General features: G+C 73.5%; 12 protein-coding genes. 8 read left to right on the top strand and 4 right to left on the bottom strand.

The features are described from left to right. The first annotated feature begins 81 nt into the window (after positions 1–81). A complete protein-coding gene (locus CCE02nite_RS05705; RefSeq protein WP_255318662.1) occupies positions 82–1,881 on the top strand; it encodes an acetyl/propionyl/methylcrotonyl-CoA carboxylase subunit alpha in 1,800 nt (599 codons plus the stop codon). Positions 1,882–1,940: 59 nt separating this feature from the next. On the opposite strand, the gene CCE02nite_RS05700 is transcribed toward CCE02nite_RS05705, so the two are convergent. Continuing rightward, complete coding sequence (locus CCE02nite_RS05700) at positions 1,941–3,272, bottom strand: MFS transporter (protein ID WP_255318661.1); 1,332 nt, start codon at positions 3,270–3,272, stop codon at positions 1,941–1,943. Positions 3,273–3,502: 230 nt separating this feature from the next. Here CCE02nite_RS05700 and CCE02nite_RS05695 point away from each other — a divergent pair, with 230 nt between their 5' ends. From CCE02nite_RS05695 to narI, 7 genes are all read left to right on the top strand, one after another. Beyond that, positions 3,503–4,042, top strand: coding sequence for an NUDIX hydrolase (locus tag CCE02nite_RS05695; protein ID WP_255318671.1), 540 nt, complete (start codon positions 3,503–3,505; stop codon positions 4,040–4,042). 91 nt (positions 4,043–4,133) lie between these two features. Further along, positions 4,134–4,868: a helix-turn-helix transcriptional regulator gene (locus tag CCE02nite_RS05690; RefSeq protein ID WP_141388691.1), complete on the top strand. Its 735-nt coding sequence runs from the start codon at positions 4,134–4,136 to the stop codon at positions 4,866–4,868. A 119-nt stretch (positions 4,869–4,987) separates the two neighbouring features. Continuing rightward, positions 4,988–6,334 carry an MFS transporter gene (locus tag CCE02nite_RS05685; protein ID WP_255318660.1) on the top strand — a complete coding sequence of 449 codons (1,347 nt, stop codon included), beginning with the start codon at positions 4,988–4,990 and terminating at the stop codon, positions 6,332–6,334. 67 nt (positions 6,335–6,401) lie between these two features. Continuing rightward, complete coding sequence (locus tag CCE02nite_RS05680) at positions 6,402–10,154, top strand: nitrate reductase subunit alpha (protein ID WP_141388690.1); 3,753 nt, start codon at positions 6,402–6,404, stop codon at positions 10,152–10,154. Between the two features lies 1 nt (position 10,155). Continuing rightward, positions 10,156–11,802 (top strand): nitrate reductase subunit beta, encoded by a 1,647-nt coding sequence (narH, locus tag CCE02nite_RS05675; protein ID WP_141388689.1) that lies wholly within the window; start codon positions 10,156–10,158, stop codon positions 11,800–11,802. Continuing rightward, positions 11,799–12,512, top strand: coding sequence for a nitrate reductase molybdenum cofactor assembly chaperone (narJ, locus tag CCE02nite_RS05670; protein ID WP_141388688.1), 714 nt, complete (start codon positions 11,799–11,801; stop codon positions 12,510–12,512). The genes narH and narJ overlap by 4 nt, the downstream gene beginning before the upstream one ends. Continuing rightward, complete coding sequence (gene narI / locus CCE02nite_RS05665) at positions 12,509–13,243, top strand: respiratory nitrate reductase subunit gamma (RefSeq protein WP_141388687.1); 735 nt, start codon at positions 12,509–12,511, stop codon at positions 13,241–13,243. Before narJ ends, narI begins: the two co-directional genes overlap by 4 nt. Before the next feature lie 169 nt (positions 13,244–13,412). On the opposite strand, the gene CCE02nite_RS05660 is transcribed toward narI, so the two are convergent. From CCE02nite_RS05660 to CCE02nite_RS05650, 3 genes are all read right to left on the bottom strand, one after another. Beyond that, on the bottom strand, positions 13,413–13,757 hold the full coding sequence (locus CCE02nite_RS05660; RefSeq protein ID WP_141388686.1) for a DUF2249 domain-containing protein: 345 nt from the start codon (positions 13,755–13,757) through the stop codon (positions 13,413–13,415). Positions 13,758–13,847: 90 nt separating this feature from the next. Beyond that, positions 13,848–16,748, bottom strand: a complete 2,901-nt coding sequence (locus CCE02nite_RS05655; protein ID WP_255318659.1) for a multicopper oxidase domain-containing protein — start codon at positions 16,746–16,748, stop codon at positions 13,848–13,850. A 2-nt stretch (positions 16,749–16,750) separates the two neighbouring features. After that, complete coding sequence (locus CCE02nite_RS05650) at positions 16,751–18,007, bottom strand: DUF8744 domain-containing protein (protein WP_174774890.1); 1,257 nt, start codon at positions 18,005–18,007, stop codon at positions 16,751–16,753. Positions 18,008–18,037 lie beyond the last annotated feature (30 nt).

Raw genomic sequence — 18,037 nt, 5'->3', positions numbered from 1 at the left:
CGCCTTGGCATGTTCTCCAATCTTGTCCGGTACCCGGCCCGGGAGCGTGATCGGCGCGGCGCGCACGCGTTACCGTGAGCCGTGCCCGCGAACCCCACCCGCCCCCTGAGCAAGGTCCTCGTCGCCAACCGTGGCGAGATCGCCGTCCGGATCGTCCGCGCCTGCGCCGATGCCGGCATCGCGTCCGTCGCGGTCTACGCCGACCCTGACCGGCAGGCGCCGCACGTGCACCTCGCCGACGAGGCGTTCGCGCTCGGTGGCGCACGGGCGGCCGAGACCTACCTCGACATCGCGAAGCTGCTCGACGTCGCGCGCCGCTCCGGCGCGGACGCGGTGCACCCCGGGTACGGGTTCCTCGCCGAGAACGCGGAGTTCGCCCAGGCCGTGCTCGACGCGGGCCTCGTCTGGATCGGCCCGCCGCCGGCCGCGATCGACGCCCTCGGCGACAAGGTGAGCGCGCGCCACATCGCACAGCGCGCCGGCGCCCCGCTGGTCCCCGGCACGCCCGACCCCGTGGCCGACGCGAGCGAGGTGCACGCGTTCGCCGCCGAGCACGGCCTGCCCATCGCGATCAAGGCGGCGTTCGGCGGCGGCGGTCGCGGGCTCAAGGTCGCGCGCACCGCGGAGGAGATCGACGAGCTGTACGAGTCCGCGGTCCGCGAGGCCACGGCCTCGTTCGGGCGCGGCGAGTGCTTCGTCGAGCGGTACCTCGACACGCCCCGCCACGTGGAGACCCAGTGCCTCGCCGACGAGCACGGCACCGTCGTCGTCGTCTCGACGCGCGACTGCTCCTTGCAGCGCCGCCACCAGAAGCTCGTCGAGGAGGCTCCCGCGCCGTACCTCAGCGCCGCCCAGGAGGCCGAGCTGTACAAGGCGTCCGAGGCGATCCTGCGCGAGGCCGGCTACGTCGGCGCGGGCACGTGCGAGTTCCTCGTCGGTGCCGACGGGACCATCTCCTTCCTCGAGGTCAACACGCGCCTCCAGGTCGAGCACCCCGTGTCCGAGGAGGTCACCGGCATCGACCTCGTCCGCGAGCAGCTGCGCATCGCCGCGGGCGAGCCGCTCGGCTACACGTCGACGCAGGTGCGCGGCCACTCGATCGAGTTCCGCATCAACGGCGAGGACCCCGCCGCGAACTTCCTCCCCGCCCCCGGCCGCATCACGCGCCTGCGCTTCCCCTCCGGGCCCGGCGTGCGCGTCGACTCCGGCGTCGCCGAGGGCGACACGATCTCCGGCGCGTTCGACTCGATGATCGCCAAGGTCATCGTCACCGGCGCGACTCGCGAGCAGGCCGTCCAGCGGGCCCGCCGCGCGCTGCGCGAGCTCGAGGTCGAGGGCATCCCGACCGTCGTGCCGTTCCACCGCGCCGTGCTCGACGCCGAGGCGTTCGTCCCCACGGACGACGAGCCGTTCCGGGTGCACACCCGGTGGATCGAGACCGAGTTCGCCGACCGGCTCGCCACGCTCGCGCCCGCCCCGGCCGCGTCCGCCGACGAGGACGACGAGCCCCTCGCGACCGAGCGCGTCGTCGTCGAGGTCGGCGGCAAGCGCCTGGAGGTCGTCCTCCCGGCCGGCCTCGGCATGGCGGCGGGCCGCGCCCGCACCGCCAACGCCGCCCGCCGGCCCGCGCGCCGCAACGCCGCCAAGGCCAACGGCGGCGCCTCCGGCACCACGCTCGCCTCCCCCATGCAGGGCACGATCGTCAAGGTCGCCGTCGCCGACGGCACCCAGGTCGCCGAGGGCGACCTCGTCGTCGTGCTCGAGGCCATGAAGATGGAGCAGCCCCTCCTCGCCCACCGCGCAGGCACCGTCCGATCCCTCTCCGCCACCGCGGGTGCGAGCGTCAGCTCCGGCACGGCCATCTGCGAGATCGTCGACTGACCCTGCGCGCCACCGCCGAGCTCGGTGCACGACCCGACCGCGCGAGCCGTCGACCCGGCTCACCGCGGACGAGGTGAGTGCTCGCCGTGCTGGGCGGCGGCACGGATCGCGCGGCGGCCCGACGGCAGGGCGACGGCGACGGTGATGACGAGGAACATGAGGATCCCGGAGACGACGAGGAGCGACTCGACGGTGAAACGGTCGGCGAGCGGGCCGAACACCACCATGCCGAGCGGCATCGAGACGGCCATGACGATGCCGACGAAGCCGAAGACGCGGCCCTGACGCTCGGGCTCGACGGTCTCCTGGAGGACGGTCATGGAGGTCGTCGAGAACGGCGGGACGGACAGCCCGAGCAGGAACATGAAGGCGAAGAAGACCCACATGTTCGTCGAGAGACCCATCGCGACGGACAGCACGCCGAACACGAAGGTCGAGCCGACGATCATGGCGATGCGGTTCTTGAGCCCGCCCCAGGTCGCGAGGAGCACGCCGCCGAGCAGCATGCCGACGGAGAAGGCGACCTCGTTCACGGTGAGCTTCCAGACCTCCTCGCCGAAGGTCCGCGCGACCATGAGCGGGGTGAGGTACGACGGCGCGACGATGAGCAGGAAGACCACGGCGTAGAGGCCGAGGACCCAGCGCACGAACGGGTGGGAACCGAGGTAGCGGAAGCCCTCGACGAGGTCGTCGAAGTACCCGGCGCGCTCCCCCGCGGCGGCGTGCGCGAGCGTCGGGACGGGGACGAGCAGGAGGAGGCCGATCCCGATCACGGCGGTGACGACGTCGACGAAGAAGACGGAGACGATGGACGTGCTGGCATACACGGCCGCCGCGACCGCCGGCGCGAGGAGCATCATCGCGGACTGGATCGACTGGTTGATCCCGTTGACGCGCAGCAGCTTGCTGGTCGGGACGATCTGCGGGAGCAGCGCGGCGACGGCGGGGGTCTGGATGCCGGCGCCCGTGGAGCGGATCGCGAGCGCGGCGTAGATGAGCCAGAGGTCGTCCGCGCCGCCGAGCATGAGCAGCGCGAGCGCGAGGGTCGTCACGGCGATCGTGCCGTCGGCGGCGATGACGAGCGCCTTGCGGTTCACGCGGTCCGCCCACACGCCGCCGAAGATCGAGACGACGGCCTGCGGCAGGAACCCGAAGAGGGTGCTCAGCGCGAGCACGGCGCCGGACTTCGTCTCGATCGTCAGGTGCCACATGACGGCGTACTGCACGAGCATCGAGCCGAAGAGGGAGACCGTCTGCCCGGACAGGAAGATCGCGGTGTCCCGCCGCCACCGGGGCTTGGCGAGCGTGTCGTCGACGGGAGCGTCGGCTTCCGCGCCGACGGAGACGTCGGTGGCGGAGGCGTCGGTGTTCTCGTACGGCGTATGGCTCACTCGCACATCCTGACGGCCGCCACCCACACGGTCCACGGAATTCGCCGACGGCGGACGGTCGGTCGGCCGCGGGAACCTCGCCCACGGGGGCGATGTGCCGGAGCCGGCGCCACACGAGCGTGACGCCCGCGCCGACGGACGCGAACCACGACGGCGCGGTCAGACCCCGCCTGGAGGCGCGCGGGCGTGCGCCGAGAACCGCACGAGCCTGGCAGCATGGCTCCGTGACGATCCCCACCACGCCGCGCGACCCCGGCGAGCCGCCCCCGCGGCTCCCCCGCCACCTCCAGCCGGGCGACGGCTGGGTGGAGTGCGAGTGCGGGCGACGACATTGGGGGCTGTTCGGCGCGGCCGGGCTGCTGCTCGCGCGGCGTGACGGCGCGGGCCGGCTGACCGACGTCGTGCTCCAGCACCGCGCCCCGTGGTCCGACCAGGGCGGGACGTGGGGAGTGCCGGGCGGCGCCGTCGGGCCGGACGAGACGCCCGCCCAGGGAGCCCTGCGCGAGGCGGAGGAGGAAGCGGGCATCGACCCCGCGCACGTGCGCGTCGTGGGCGAGCGCGTGCTCGACCACGGCCCGTGGCGCTACACGACCGTCCTCGCGGAGGTCGCTGACGGCGCGACCGTCGAGGCGCACGCGACCGACGCCGAGAGCGTCGAGGTCCGGTGGGTCCCGGTCGACGACGTCGCGGGGCTCGACCTGCTGCCCGCCTTCGCCGACGCGTGGCCGACCCTGCGCGCGACGCTCGAGCAGCGCGCGCCCGGGGCCTGACGGCCCGCGCGCTCGGGACCTTCGTCACCGATCGGCGTCGGACCAGCCCGGGGACCGCTCCGACGACGGCGCGCCGGGGCACGATGGCGTCGTGCCCGAGGACACGTCGACCACCTACCGCGCGCTCGCGTCGTCGAGCCGGCTGACCCTGCTGCACGCCCTCCAGGAGCACGGCCCGATGACGGTCGCCGACCTCTCGCGCGAGGCGGCGCTGTGTCCGAGCGCGACGCGCGAGCACCTCCAGCGGCTCGCGGACGCGGGGTTCGTGCGCAGCGCCCCGGAGGTGCGCACCACGCGCGGGCGCCCGCGCATCCTCTACGAGGCCATCGCGGGCGAGGACCCGCCCCGGGACGACGGCGCGGCGCGGCGGCTCGGCGATTCCCTCGTCCGGGCCGCGCTGACCCGCGCGGTGCTCGGGCACCGCGACCCCGCCCACGACAGCGGCCCCGGGCACCACGCCGCGCAGGGCACGGGCGACGACCTCACCGGGACCGCGCGCGCGGCCGGGCGACGGCTCGTCGACGTGCTCCGCTCCTCGGGCCACGACGCGCCCGAGCCCACTCCCGAGAACCAGCTCGCCGCGCTCGACGACCACCTGCACCAGCTCGGGCTCGACCCCGAGCTCGAGGAGGACCGCCTGCGGTTCCACCTCTACCGGTGCCCGTTCCTCGCGCTCGCCGCGGACCGCGAGGACGTCGTCTGCGCGGTCCACCTCGGCCTCGTCCAGGGCGTGCTCGCGGGCGTCGGGGGCCCCGTCCGGGCGGAGGCGCTGCTCCCGTTCGTCGAGCCGCACCACTGCGTGCTGCAGCTCTCGCGCGCGAGCTGATTTTTCACGGTCCGCGGCCCGCCGCGGCTCCCGGCCGTCGGGTCATGCTGACGACGCACCGGGTACGGACCCGGCGTCACGACGTCGGTGGTCGTGACCTGCGACGACGGGAGGACGACATGACCGCCCCTGCCACCACCAGGCCCCCCTCGCTGCTGCGGGCGGTGCGCGCGCCGTCGACCGTGGACCTGTCGACGTGGGACCCCGAGGACGAGTCCCGCTGGGACCGCCGGTTCGCGTGGCGCACGCTGTGGATCACGACGTACAACCTCACGCTCGCGTTCTGCGCGTGGTACCTCGTGAGCGCGGTCGCGCCCCGGCTCAACGACGTCGGGTTCGACCTCACGACGGCGCAGCTCTACTGGCTCACGGCCGTCCCGGGCCTCGCCGGCGGGCTGTTCCGCATGGTCTACATGTTCCTGCCGCCCGTCGTCGGCACCCGCACGCTCGTGGGCGGCACGGCGACGCTCATCCTGCTGCCGATGCTCGGCTGGACGTTCGCGGTGCGCGACGCGAGCACCCCCTACTCGGTGCTCATGCTCCTCGCGGTCGCTGCGGGGATCGGCGGGGGTGCGTTCTCCGGGTTCATGCCCTCCACGAGCTACTTCTTCCCCAAGCGCATGGCGGGGACGGCGCTCGGTCTCCAGGCCGGGATCGGCAACTTCGGCGTGAGCCTCATCCAGTTCCTCACGCCCTGGGTCGTCGGCTTCGGCCTCCTGGGCACCGCGGTCCTCACGCCCCAGCAGACGGCGACCGGCAGCCACCTGTGGCTCCACAACGCCGGGATCGTGCTCGTGCCGTGGACCGTGCTCGGCGCGGTGCTCGCGGGCCTCTACCTGCGTCGGGTCCCGGTCAGCGCGAACTTCCGCGAGCAGCTCGACATCTTCGGCAACAAGCACACGTGGATCATGACCGCGATCTACCTCATGACCTTCGGGGCGTTCAGCGGGTTCGCGGCGCAGCTCGGCCTGCTCATCGTCGCGCAGTACGGCGGGTTCGAGAACGCGCCCGACCCGCTGCGCTACGCGTTCCTCGGCCCCCTGCTCGGGTCGGCCGCGCGCGCCGGGTTCGGGCCGCTGTGCGACCGGTTCGGCGGCGCGGTCTGGACCCTGGTCGCCGGGATCGGCATGACGGTCTCGACCGTGTTCTCGCTCTTCTTCCTCGACCCGCACGACGTCGGCCAGTTCGGCTGGTTCCTCGCCGGGATGCTCGCGGTGTTCACGTTCGCGGGCATCGGCAACGCCGGGACCTTCAAGCAGATGCCGATGATCTTCCCGCGCCGCCAGGCGGGCGGGGTGATCGGCTGGACCGCCTCGATCGCCGCGTTCGGCCCGTTCCTCGTCGGCATCGGCCTGTCGCTCGTCCCCGCGCGGTCGTTCTTCGTCGGGTGCGCCGTGTTCTTCGCCCTGTGCACGTGGCTCACGTGGCACTACTACGCCCGGCCGGGCGCCCCGAACCCCTCCTGACCGAGCCGCCGACGACGTCCCCCGCTGCCGATCCCGAGACGTCGACCCTGAGAACCGAGGAGCTGTCGTGCCCCCACTCGACGAGCGCACCCCCCGTGACCCCGCGGACGCCCTGCTGCGCCTGGGCAGCCGCCTGCGACGCGGGCAGGTGTCGGACGACCTGCGGCAGGTGTTCCTGACCGGCGGACGCCAGGGCGACGTGTTCTACCGCGACCGCTGGTCCCACGACAAGGTCGTACGCTCCACCCACGGCGTGAACTGCACCGGGTCCTGCTCCTGGAAGGTCTACGTCAAGGACGGCATCATCACCTGGGAGACCCAGCAGACCGACTACCCCTCCGTCGGCCCCGACTCCCCCGAGTACGAACCCCGCGGCTGCCCCCGCGGCGCCGCGTTCTCCTGGTACACCTACTCCCCCACCCGCGTGCGCTACCCCTACGTCCGCGGCACCCTGCTCGACCTCTACCGGCAGGCGAAGAACGACGTGGGCGGAGACCCCGTGCTCGCCTGGGCGAAGGTCACGTCCGACCCGGGGTCGGCCCGTGCGTACAAGTCCGCGCGCGGCAAGGGCGGCCTCGTGCGCGCCACCTGGGACGAGGCCGCCGAGATCGTCGCCGCCGCCCACGTGCACACCATCAAGACCTACGGCCCCGACCGCGTCGCCGGGTTCTCCCCCATCCCGGCGATGTCGATGGTGTCGCACGGGGTGGGGTCGCGGTTCGTCCAGCTCCTGGGCGGGAGCATGCTGTCGTTCTACGACTGGTACGCCGACCTCCCGGTCGCCTCGCCCCAGGTGTTCGGCGACCAGACCGACGTCCCCGAGTCCGCCGACTGGTGGAACTCCACCTACTGCATCATGTGGGGCTCCAACGTCCCCGTGACCCGCACCCCCGACGCCCACTTCATGACCGAGGCCCGATACCGCGGGCAGAAGGTCGTCGTCGTCTCCCCCGACTACGCCGACAACACCAAGTTCGCCGACGAGTGGCTCGCCCCGCACCCGGGGACGGACGGCGCCCTCGCCCAGGCGATGGGCCACGTCATCCTCACCGAGTTCCACGTGCGCGACCGCGCGCCCCGGTTCCTCGACTACATGGCGCAGTTCACCGACGCGCCGTACCTCGTGACGCTCGAGCGCCGCGGCGACGCGTACGTGCCGGGGCGCTTCCTCACGGCGGACCGGCTCGCCGGCACGACCGCCGCCGACCAGGCAGGCACCGCGAACGCGGCGTCGAAGACGGTGATCCTGTCCCACGAGGGCGACGTCGTCGTCCCCAACGGGTCGCTCGGACACCGCTACGGCGACCCCGGACGGTGGAACCTCGACCTCGAAGGCGTCGAGCCGGCGCTCTCCGTCGCGGACCTGACGGGCGGCGCGTCGGGCGGGCCGGTCGCCGTCGACCTCCCGCGCTTCGACCTCGCCCCCGAGGAGGGCGCCGAGCACCAGGGCGGCGCGGGCTCGGTGCGGCGCGGCGTACCGACGCACCGCGTGGGCGAGCACCTGGTGACGACGGTCTACGACCTGCTCCTCGCGCAGTACGGCGTGGATCGCCCCGACCTCGACCTGCCGGGCGAGTGGCCGACGGGCTACGACGACCCCGCGACGCCGGGCACCCCGGCGTGGCAGGAGGAGATCACCGGCGTCCCCGCCGTCGCCGCGGCGCGCATCGGGCGGGAGTTCGCGCAGAACGCGCTCGACTCGGACGGCCGGTCGATGATCATCATGGGCGCGGGCACCAACCACTGGTTCCACTCCGACACGATCTACCGCACGTTCCTCGCGCTCGTGACCATGACCGGCTGCCAGGGCGTCAACGGCGGCGGCTGGGCGCACTACGTGGGGCAGGAGAAGGTCCGCCCGATCACAGGATTTCAGCAGTACGCCAACGCGCTCGACTGGGCCCGCCCGCCACGCCTCATGATCAGCACGGCGTTCTGGTACCTCGCGACCGACCAGTGGCGCTACGACGGCCTGCCCGCGGACGCGCTCGCGTCCTCGCTGGCCACCGGGAAGCTCTCGGGCCGCACGACGGCGGACACGCTGGTGGAGTCCGTCCGGCGCGGCTGGACGCCGAGCTACCCGACGTTCGACCGCAACCCCCTCGACCTCGTGGACGAGGCGGAGGCGGCGGGCAAGGACCCGGTGCGCCACGTCGTCGACCAGCTCTCCTCCGGCGAGCTCGACTACGCGTGCGCGGACCCCGACGACCCGGCGAACTTCCCGCGCGTCCTCACCGTCTGGCGCGCGAACCTGCTCGGGTCGTCGGGCAAGGGCAACGAGTACTTCCTCCAGCACCTGCTGGGCACCGATGCCGCGGTGCGCGCGCCCGAGTCCGGGCCGGACCGCCGCCCGCGGGACATCGCGTGGCACGACGAGGCGCCCCGGGGAAAGCTCGACCTGCTCGTCACCGCCGACTTCCGGATGACGTCGACGACGCTCTTCTCCGACGTCGTGCTCCCGGCCGCGACCTGGTACGAGAAGCACGACCTGTCGTCGACCGACATGCACCCGTTCGTGCACTCGTTCAACCCCGCGATCAGCCCGCCGTGGCAGACGCGCACCGACTTCGACATCTTCCACACGATCGCCCGGCGCATCTCGGAGATGTCGGTGACGCACCTGGGCGTGCGCAAGGACGTCGTGGCCGTCCCCCTCGCGCACGACACGCCCGACGCCATGGCGACGCCCCACGGCGAGGTCCTGCCGCAGGACGAGCTCGTGCCCGGGGTGACCATGTCGAGGCTCGTCGTCGTCGAGCGTGACTACCCGGCGTTCGCCGACCGGCTCGCCGCCCTCGGCCCGCTCACCCAGAAGGTGGGCATGGTCACCAAGGGCGTCGCGTTCGACCCGACGCCGGAGGTCGAGCGGCTCGCCGTCGCGAACGGCGTCGTCCCCGACGGACCGACGGCGGGGCGCCCGCGCCTGGACCGGGAGACCCACGTGTGCGAGATGATCCTCGCGCTCTCGGGGACGACGAACGGCCGGCTCGCGGTGCAGGGGTTCGAGGACCTGGAGCGTCGCACCGGGCAGCGCCTGGCCGACCTCGCGCGGGACGAGCAGGGCAAGCGCATCACGTTCCCGGACGTGCAGTCGCGCCCGACGGCGGTCATCACCTCTCCCGAGTGGTCCGGCTCCGAGCACGGCGGACGGCGCTACAGCGCGTTCGTCATCAACGTGGAACGGCTCAAGCCGTGGCACACGCTCACCGGCCGTCAGCACTTCTTCCTCGACCACGACTGGATGACCGAGCTCGGCGAGCAGCTCCCCGTCTACCGACCGCCGCTCGACATGCACCGCCTGTTCGGCGACTCGCGCATCGGCGACACGTCCCCCACGGGGGCGCAGGGGTCGGAGGGCTACGCGGAGGTCGCCGTGCGGTACCTGACGCCGCACTCGAAGTGGTCGATCCACTCCGAGTACCAGGACAACCTCTTCATGCTGTCGCTCTCGCGCGGCGGCCCCACGATCTGGATGAGCCCGCAGGACGCGGAGAAGATCGGCGTCGCCGACAACGACTGGATCGAGTCCTACAACCGCAACGGCGTCGTGGTCGCGCGAGCCGTCGTCTCGCACCGCATGCCCGAGGGGACGGTCTTCATGTACCACGCGAAGGACCGGACCGTGGACGTGCCGAGGTCGGAGACGTCCGGGCTGCGGGGCGGCATCCACAACTCCCTGACCCGCGTGCTGCTCAAGCCCACCCACCTCATCGGCGGCTACGCGCAGCTGTCGTACGGCTTCAACTACATCGGCCCGACGGGCAACCAGCGTGACGAGGTCACGGTGATCCGCCGGAGGTCTCAGGAGGTGACCTACTGACATGAAGGTCATGGCGCAGATGTCGATGGTGATGAACCTGGACAAGTGCATCGGGTGTCACACGTGCTCGGTCACGTGCAAGCAGGCCTGGACCAACCGCACCGGGGTCGAGTACGTGTGGTTCAACAACGTCGAGACCCGCCCGGGCCTGGGCTACCCCCGCACCTACCAGGACCAGGACCGCTGGCAGGGCGGGTGGGTGCGCACCAAGAAGGGCAAGCTCACGCTCCGCGCCGGGGGCCGGTTGAAGAAGCTCGCCACGATCTTCTCCAACCCCGTGCTGCCCTCCATCCACGACTACTACGAACCGTGGACGTATGAGTACGACATGCTGCTCTCGGCCCCCCAGGGCGCCCACACCCCGGTCGCCCGGCCCAAGTCCCTGCTGACGGGCAAGGACATCAACATCTCCTGGTCGGCGAACTGGGACGACGACCTCGCCGGCTCCACCGCCACCATGGACCAGGACCCTGTCCTTCAGCACATGTCCGAGCACGTCGCGACCGAGCTCGACAAGACGTTCATGTTCTACCTGCCCCGCATCTGCGAGCACTGCCTCAACCCCGCCTGCGTCGCGTCCTGCCCCTCCGGAGCCATGTACAAACGGGCCGAGGACGGCATCGTGCTCGTCGACCAGGACCAGTGCCGCGGTTGGCGCATGTGCGTCACCGGCTGCCCCTACAAGAAGGTCTACTTCAACCACAAGACCGGCAAGGCCGAGAAGTGCACCCTGTGCTACCCCCGCATCGAGGTCGGCCTGCCCACCGTGTGCTCCGAGACCTGCGTCGGACGCCTGCGCTACCTCGGCCTGGTCCTGTACGACGCGGACAAGGTCACCGAGGCCGCGTCGGTGGAGGACGAGCACGAGCTCCTGGCCTCCCAACGCGCCGTCTTCCTCGACCCGAACGACCCCCAGGTCATCGCCGCCGCGCGGGCCGAGGGCATCCCCGAGGACTGGATCACCGCCGCCCAACGCTCCCCGATCTGGGGCCTCATCAGCAGGTACGAGGTCGCCCTGCCCCTGCACCCCGAGTACCGCACCCTGCCCATGGTCTGGTACATCCCACCCCTGTCCCCCGTCGTGGACGTCGTGGCCGCCTCCGGCAACGACGGCGAGGACGGACGCACCCTGTTCGCCGCGATCTCCAAGATGCGCATCCCGCTGGAATACCTCGCGGGGCTGTTCACCGCCGGCGACACCGCCCCCGTCGAGAAGGTCCTGCGCCGCCTGGCCGCCATGCGCTCCTACATGCGCGACATCAACCTCGGCCGGAACCCCGACGAACAGACCGCCGCCGCCGTCGGGATGAGCGGGCAACAGGTCCAGGACATGTACCGCCTGCTCGCCATCGCCAAGTACGAGGACCGGTACGTCATCCCCACCGCCCACACCGAGATCGCCCGCGAGCTCACGGACATGGCGTGCTCGCTGGACTACGACGGCGGACCGGGGATGGGTGGCGCGGGACCGACGACGGGCGAGTCGTTCCACGCGGTCGGCGCGCAGGAGCGCGCCACGAGCCCGTACACCCCGTCCACGTCGGGCCGGGTCAACCTGCTCAACTGGAACGGCGACGGGACCCCGGGCGGGCTCTTCCCGCCGTCGCGACCAGCGGGCGGTCCCGAGCCGTCGGGAGGTGCGGCATGAGGCGCCCGACGCGGACCCGGGCGACGCGCGCCACCCTGACCGCGTCGCCGACGTCGGGCACCCTGCCGGACGACCAGCGCCGCGCCGCGCACACTGTCATCTCGCTCCTGCTGGACTACCCGACCGCGGAGACCACCGCGCACCGCGCGGACATCGAGGACGTGGTCGCGGGGCTACCTGCCGACGTGCGCCGGCCCCTGCGCGCGTTCCTCGACGCGACGGCGCCGCTGTCGCTCGGGGAGCTCCAGGCCGCGTACGTCACGACGTTCGACCTCAAGCGCCGGTGCTCGCTCTACCTGTCGTACTACGCGGCCGGGGACACCCGGAAGCGCGGCGCCGCGCTCGTCACGTTCGTGGAGGCGTTCCGCGCGGCCGGCTGGGAGACGGACGGCTCCGAGCTGCCAGACCACCTGCCCACGGTGCTCGAGCTCTCCGCGCGCACCGACGGTGAGATCGCCGGCATGGTGCTCGACGCGCACCGCGACGGCATCGAGGTGCTGCGCGCCGCGCTCGAGACCGTCCGCAGCCCGTACGCGCACGTCGTCGCCGCGCTCGTCGCGACGCTGCCCGCGATGCAGTCCGAGACGGCGGCGCGCTTCCGCGACCTCGTCGCCGCGGGCCCGCCGACCGAGCTCGTCGGCCTGAGCGACCTGTCCCACCTCACCCCGTTCGCCACGATCCCGAGCTTGACCGAGGAGACCCGACGATGAGCCCGCTCGACGTCCTGCTGTGGGTCGCCGTCCCGTACGCGGTGGCGGCCGTGTTCGTCGTCGGCCACGTGTGGCGGTACCGCTACGACCAGTTCGGCTGGACCACGCGCTCGTCACAGCTCTACGAGAACCGCTGGCTCCGACTCGGCTCGCCGCTGTTCCACGTCGGCATCCTCATGGTCATCGGCGGCCACGTCGTCGGCATCCTCGTGCCGCGCCCGTGGCTCGAGGCCCTCGGCGTGGACGAGCACGCCTACCACCTCGTCGCGACGATCGCGGGCACGTTCGCGGCCGTGCTCACGGTGGTGGGGCTCGTGATCCTCGTCCTGCGCCGCCGCCTCTCGGGCGCCGTGTTCCGCGTGACCACACGCACGGACAAGCTCATGTACGTCGTGCTGGGAGCGGCGATCGGGTTCGGCACGCTCGCGACGGTGCAGCACCAGATCTTCGGGGGCGGCTACGACTACCGCGGCTCCATCTCGCCGTGGTTCCGCTCGCTGCTCACGTTCCAGCCCGACCCTTCTCTCATGGCCGACGTCCCGCTCGCGTTCCAGCTCCACGTCCTGTGCGGCCTCGCCCTGTTCGCCCTGTGGCCGTTCACACGCCTCGTGCACGTGTTCTCCGCGCCGCTCGGCTACCTCACGCGCCCCTACGTCGTCTACCGACGCCGCGCGGCAACGACGACGTCGCGCGCCCCGCGCCGCGGCTGGGAGCCCCCGACGGCCCCGTAGCGAGGACCGTCCTCGCCGACAGATGCGTCCGCGTCCGAGCGCTGCGTCCCGACACGCAGCGCTCGGGCGCCGACGCATCGCTCGCTCCGGTGAGCGCACGACGACGCCCGGCGGCCATCCCCGTGCCGCCGGGCATCGCGTGCCGGGCCTGCCGACGACCCAGGGGTGCTCAGCCCTGCGAGGGCACAGGCCGGCGCGTGAGGCGGATGCTCACCTCGGTCGCCGCGCGCGACACGTACTCGCGGTCGAACGCGCCGGGCTCCCGTGACTCGAGCTGCGCGAGCAGCGGGAGCGGGTCGTGCGGCGCCACGAGCACGAGCCCGTCGCCGGGCGCGAGCGCCTCGAGGGCCCCGAACACGACGCCGTGGCGCACGGCGTGCGGGATCGTGCGGACGTCGAGCACGACCTCGGCGTCGTCGTGCGCGCACCCGCAGGTGTGCCCCTCCTCGGGCCCTTCCCCGTGCACGGCCTCGTGCTGCGGGGGCTCGGTGATCTCGATCGGTTCTGCTGCCATGGTGGTCCTCCTGGTCGTGGCGCGAGCGCCGGGTGGGGTGCTGGGTCTGCGGTGCTGCCGGCATGACGACGCCGCCAGCGGGCGTGCCGGTCAGGGCGTCACGGCGAACGCCCCGGACGCGCCGCGCTCGGCGTCGGACATGGCGTGCGTGACGAACGGGTAGGTCCCCGCCTCGGGGAACGCGAGCTCGACGAAGCCGCCCTGCGCGGGCAGCAGGCCGAGCACCTGGCTGCCGCCGGCGCTCCCGGCGGGGAGCGCGTACGCGCCCTCGTGGTAGACGGTGTCGAACTGGCCGCCGACGACGTGGAACGCGCTCGGGCGGTTCGGCCCGGCGTCGAGCACCCACACGCGGACGCGCTCGCCGACCCGGGCCTCGAGCGGGTCGAAGCGGTACTGGTTCGCGTAGCCGTTGAACGCGAGCAGGTCGGGCGCGGCGGCCGCGACCTTCGCGTCGTCCGCGGACGCGCCCTGCGCGCCGAGGTAGAGCTCCGACTGCACGACGACGTACTCGCGGTCCACGGGGGCGAGGTCCGGCGGGTCGACGATCACCGCGCCGAACATGCCATTCGCGATGTGCAGCGACATGGGCATGGTCGAGCAGTGGTACATCCAGATCCCGGCGCGGGTCGCCGTGAAGCGATAGACGAGCGACTCCCCCGGCGCGAGGGTCCGCATCGGCTCGTCGGGCGCGAGCGCGCCCGCGTGGAAGTCGATCGAGTGCCCGATCGTGCCGTCGTTGACGAGCGTGATCTCGAAGACGTCGCCGACCTTGCCCCGCAGCACGGGCCCGGGCGCGGTCCCGCCGAACGTCCACACCGTCTGCTCGACCCCGGGTGCGACCTCCTGGACGGCCTCCGTGACGGTGAGGGTGCGCCGGTGCACGACCGGCTCGCCCGACGGGTCCGCCACGGCCGGTGCGAGGCTCGCGTCGCGCGCGGTGAACCCGTCGCCCGGGTGCGTCATGAGGTCGACGCCGGACGCGTCCAGCGAGTCGGCCCCGCCCGAGCCCGTGCTCGCGTGCCCGCCGTGCGCGCCGTGCGCCTCCGTGCCGTCGTCGTCCGCCACGAGCGTCCCGCCGGAGTCGTCCGAGCCGCTGGTGCTGCCGTCGCCCTCGACGTCGATCGTGAGCGTCATGCCCATGAGCCGGTGCCCTGCCACGGAGCACCAGCCGTCGAGGTCGCCGCTCACGACGCCGACGTCGACCGTGGCGGTCTCGCCCGGCGCGACGCGGCCCGACGTCGTGCCGTCCTCGAGGACGAGGTCGTGCACGTCGGCGTCGGTGTTGGTCAGCTCGACGACGAGCCGGTCGCCCGCGGGGACCGTGATCGTGTCCGGGACGAACCGCATGTCGGCGGCCTCGACCTGGACGGTCGTCGTACGGCCGGTCGTCGCGACCGGCACGGCTGCCCCGCCGGTCCCGGCGACGGCGCCACCCTCCACGACGCCCGACCCGACGCCGGCCGCGACCGGGTCGGCGGCGACGCCGCCCACGACCGCGAGCGCCAGCGTCGCGACGGCGGCCGTCACCGCGCCCGCGAGGGGCCGGCGCGCCTGCGCTTCGCGGCGTGCGGCGACGGCGCGAGCGGCGTCGCCGCGGCGCGTGCCCGACGGCGGAGCGCCCGTCATGACGCTCGCCGCACCCGGGACGGGTGGCTGTGCCGGGGCCGTGGCCGGCGCGACCGCGTCGCCCCGCGGGACCGTGTCGACCGGCGTGACCGTGTTGTCTTCCCGCGAGAGGACCACGGCGCGCAGCGCGAGGACGAGGAAGGCGAGGAAGGTCGCGAAGACGACGAGCGACAGCCCGACGCGCACCCATGAGGGCAGCGGCAGGAGGTACAGCGCGAGCCCGCCGTTGGCGACGAGCACGCGGTACGCGCCGCCCGCGCCGACGACCGCCTCGGTGCGCCGCCGTCGCGCCGGGCCGCCGCCGAGCACGACGGGGACGAGGTAGGTGAGGGCGCCGAGAAGCACCTGCGCGGCGAACCCGACGACGAACGGCAGCAGCAGCCCGCCGATCGCGTCCTGCGCGGCGGCCCACGACGGCGCCGTCGCGACCCGCGCCCCGAACGCGGCCACGCTCCCGGCGAACCACGCCACGGACGCGGCGAGGCTCCACGCGGCGAACCCCCAGGCGCCGCGCTGGGCGGCCCGACCTTGCGCCGCGAGGTGCCGCCCGACCAGCACGACACCGCCGAGCACGACGGCCGCCCCGGCCGCGACGAGGGGTCGCCAGCCGACCGCGCACGCCGCGACGACGAGCAGGATCCCGATGGTGAGGACCGGCAGGGCGCGGCGGGCCGCGACGTCGGCATCGGGCTCGATGCGCGTGCGCAGCACGGTCGGCCACAGCAGCACGAGCGTGCCGAGCACCGTGAGGCCGACCCACCCGAGGACGTTGAGCGTCACGTGCGCCACGTAGAGGCGGCCGTAGGGCTCCGTCCCCGCGCCGCCGCGGGCCATGACGACGCCGAGCGTCACGCCGACCGGCAGGCACGCGGCGGCGACGACGTAGTACCGGACGAGCCCGCCGAAGCGCGACGGCAGCGCACCGCGGCCCTGGAGCACGAGCACCGTCGCGTGCGTCACCGCGCCCGCGCCCACGAGCACCCCGCCCGCGACCACGAGGGACCAGACGTCGGTCAGCAGCCCCGCGACGACGAGCAGCGCACCGACCGTGTGCGCGGCGAGCCGCGCCACGTGCAGCGGGCGTCCGCCCGGTGCCTGGCGGCGCAGCATCGTGTCGGCGAAGTGCTGGCTCCACACGAGGATGGCCGTGCTCACGGCGCCGAGCATGAGGACGTGGACCATGAGCCACACGGCCTCGGGCACGAACCGGTGCACGACGACGAGCACCGCCTCCGCGACGAACCAGGCGAGGACGAGCGCGTGGAGCCACAGGTTCCGACCGGTGCCCCCGACCTTCTGCGTCCCGGGCAGCGGTCCGGCGGGCCGGGCGGACAGGAGCGACGGTCGCTCGGACGAGGCAGGCACGGTCACCTTCCGGAGACGATCGGGAGCACGGCAGCCGAGGAAGAACCCTGGTCTGGCGAGAGAGAACCCTGGTCGGCCGAGGGAGAACCCTGGTCGGCGCGCGGGTCCAGGCGCGATCCTCGGGCGGCACGGTCCCCGCGCAGCGCCGACCACAGCGCCACACCGACGAACCCGAGGACGGCGACGACGTTCCCGGCACCACCGACGCGGACGGCCACCACCGCACCGGGCCCGTCGCCCGCGAGGTCGCCGGCGACCCGGACGGCGAGCGACACGTGCAGCAGCGCGAGCGGCGCCCACATCGCGGCGCGGTACGGGAGCGGGCGGCGCAGCACGGCCGGGAGGATGAGGGGCGCGTGCGCCATGATCATCGACAGCCCGAACCCGAGGAACACGGCGTGCACGACGGCGTCGTACGTCGTCCCCGAGCGCAGCGTCACCGCCGGGCCGAGCCCGGACGGACCGGCCCCCGCCGCGAGGAACACCCAGGCCGCGCCCGCGACGACGAGCCACGCGTAGCCCGCGAGCATCGCCGCCGCGGCGAAGCGCGGCAGCCCGTGGCCGCGGACGGTGCGGCGCGCGACGTCGTGCCGCAGCAGCGCGACGGCGGACGCCGCGAGCGCTGCTCCGGCGAGCGCGTACCCGGGCGCAGGCGCGAGCAGGGCGAGGCACGCTGCCCCGACGTAGACCAGCGCCCCGGCGAGGACCCTGCGCTCGGTCCGGGCGTCGATCTCGAGCCGCGCGAGCTCGACGCGCTCGCCGAGCACGGTCCAGGCGACGAAACCGACGAGCCACGGCAGCAGGTCGGGCACCGCGACGTCCGCGGCCCAGAGCGCGGCACCCCCCACGGCGAGCACGGCTCCTGCGGCCTGGATCGCCGTCGCGACGGCGGGCTGCCGCCGCCACACGACGGCGTAGATCGCGACGAGCCCGAGCGTCCCGGCGACGAGGAGCCCCTGCCCGACCGCGCGGGGCGCGGGCGAGAGGAGCGCGAGCGCGCCGAGTCCGAGCGCGGCGGGTGCGAGGTAGGCGACCGGGCGCCGCACGGCGACGGCGCGCTCGAGGGTGACGAGCGTGCCGACGAACCCGAGCACCATGAGCAGGCCGTGCGCGTCCTGGATCCGCTCGGCGGGCACCGGCGCCGGGAGCCCGAGCAGGGCGAGCCCGGTCGCGAGCCCCGTGAGCAGCGCGACCCCGGCCGGCAGCACGAGGAGTGCGCGGAACGGCGTCCGGCTCGTCACGCCCCGAGGGTTTTCCACGGTCCCGACCGTAGGAATCCGGCGGTACGC

Source organism: Cellulosimicrobium cellulans (assembly GCF_006539945.1).
GTDB classification, from domain to species: Bacteria; Actinomycetota; Actinomycetes; order Actinomycetales; family Cellulomonadaceae; genus Cellulosimicrobium; species Cellulosimicrobium cellulans.
This window is presented reverse-complemented; position numbering and strand designations above follow the sequence as displayed.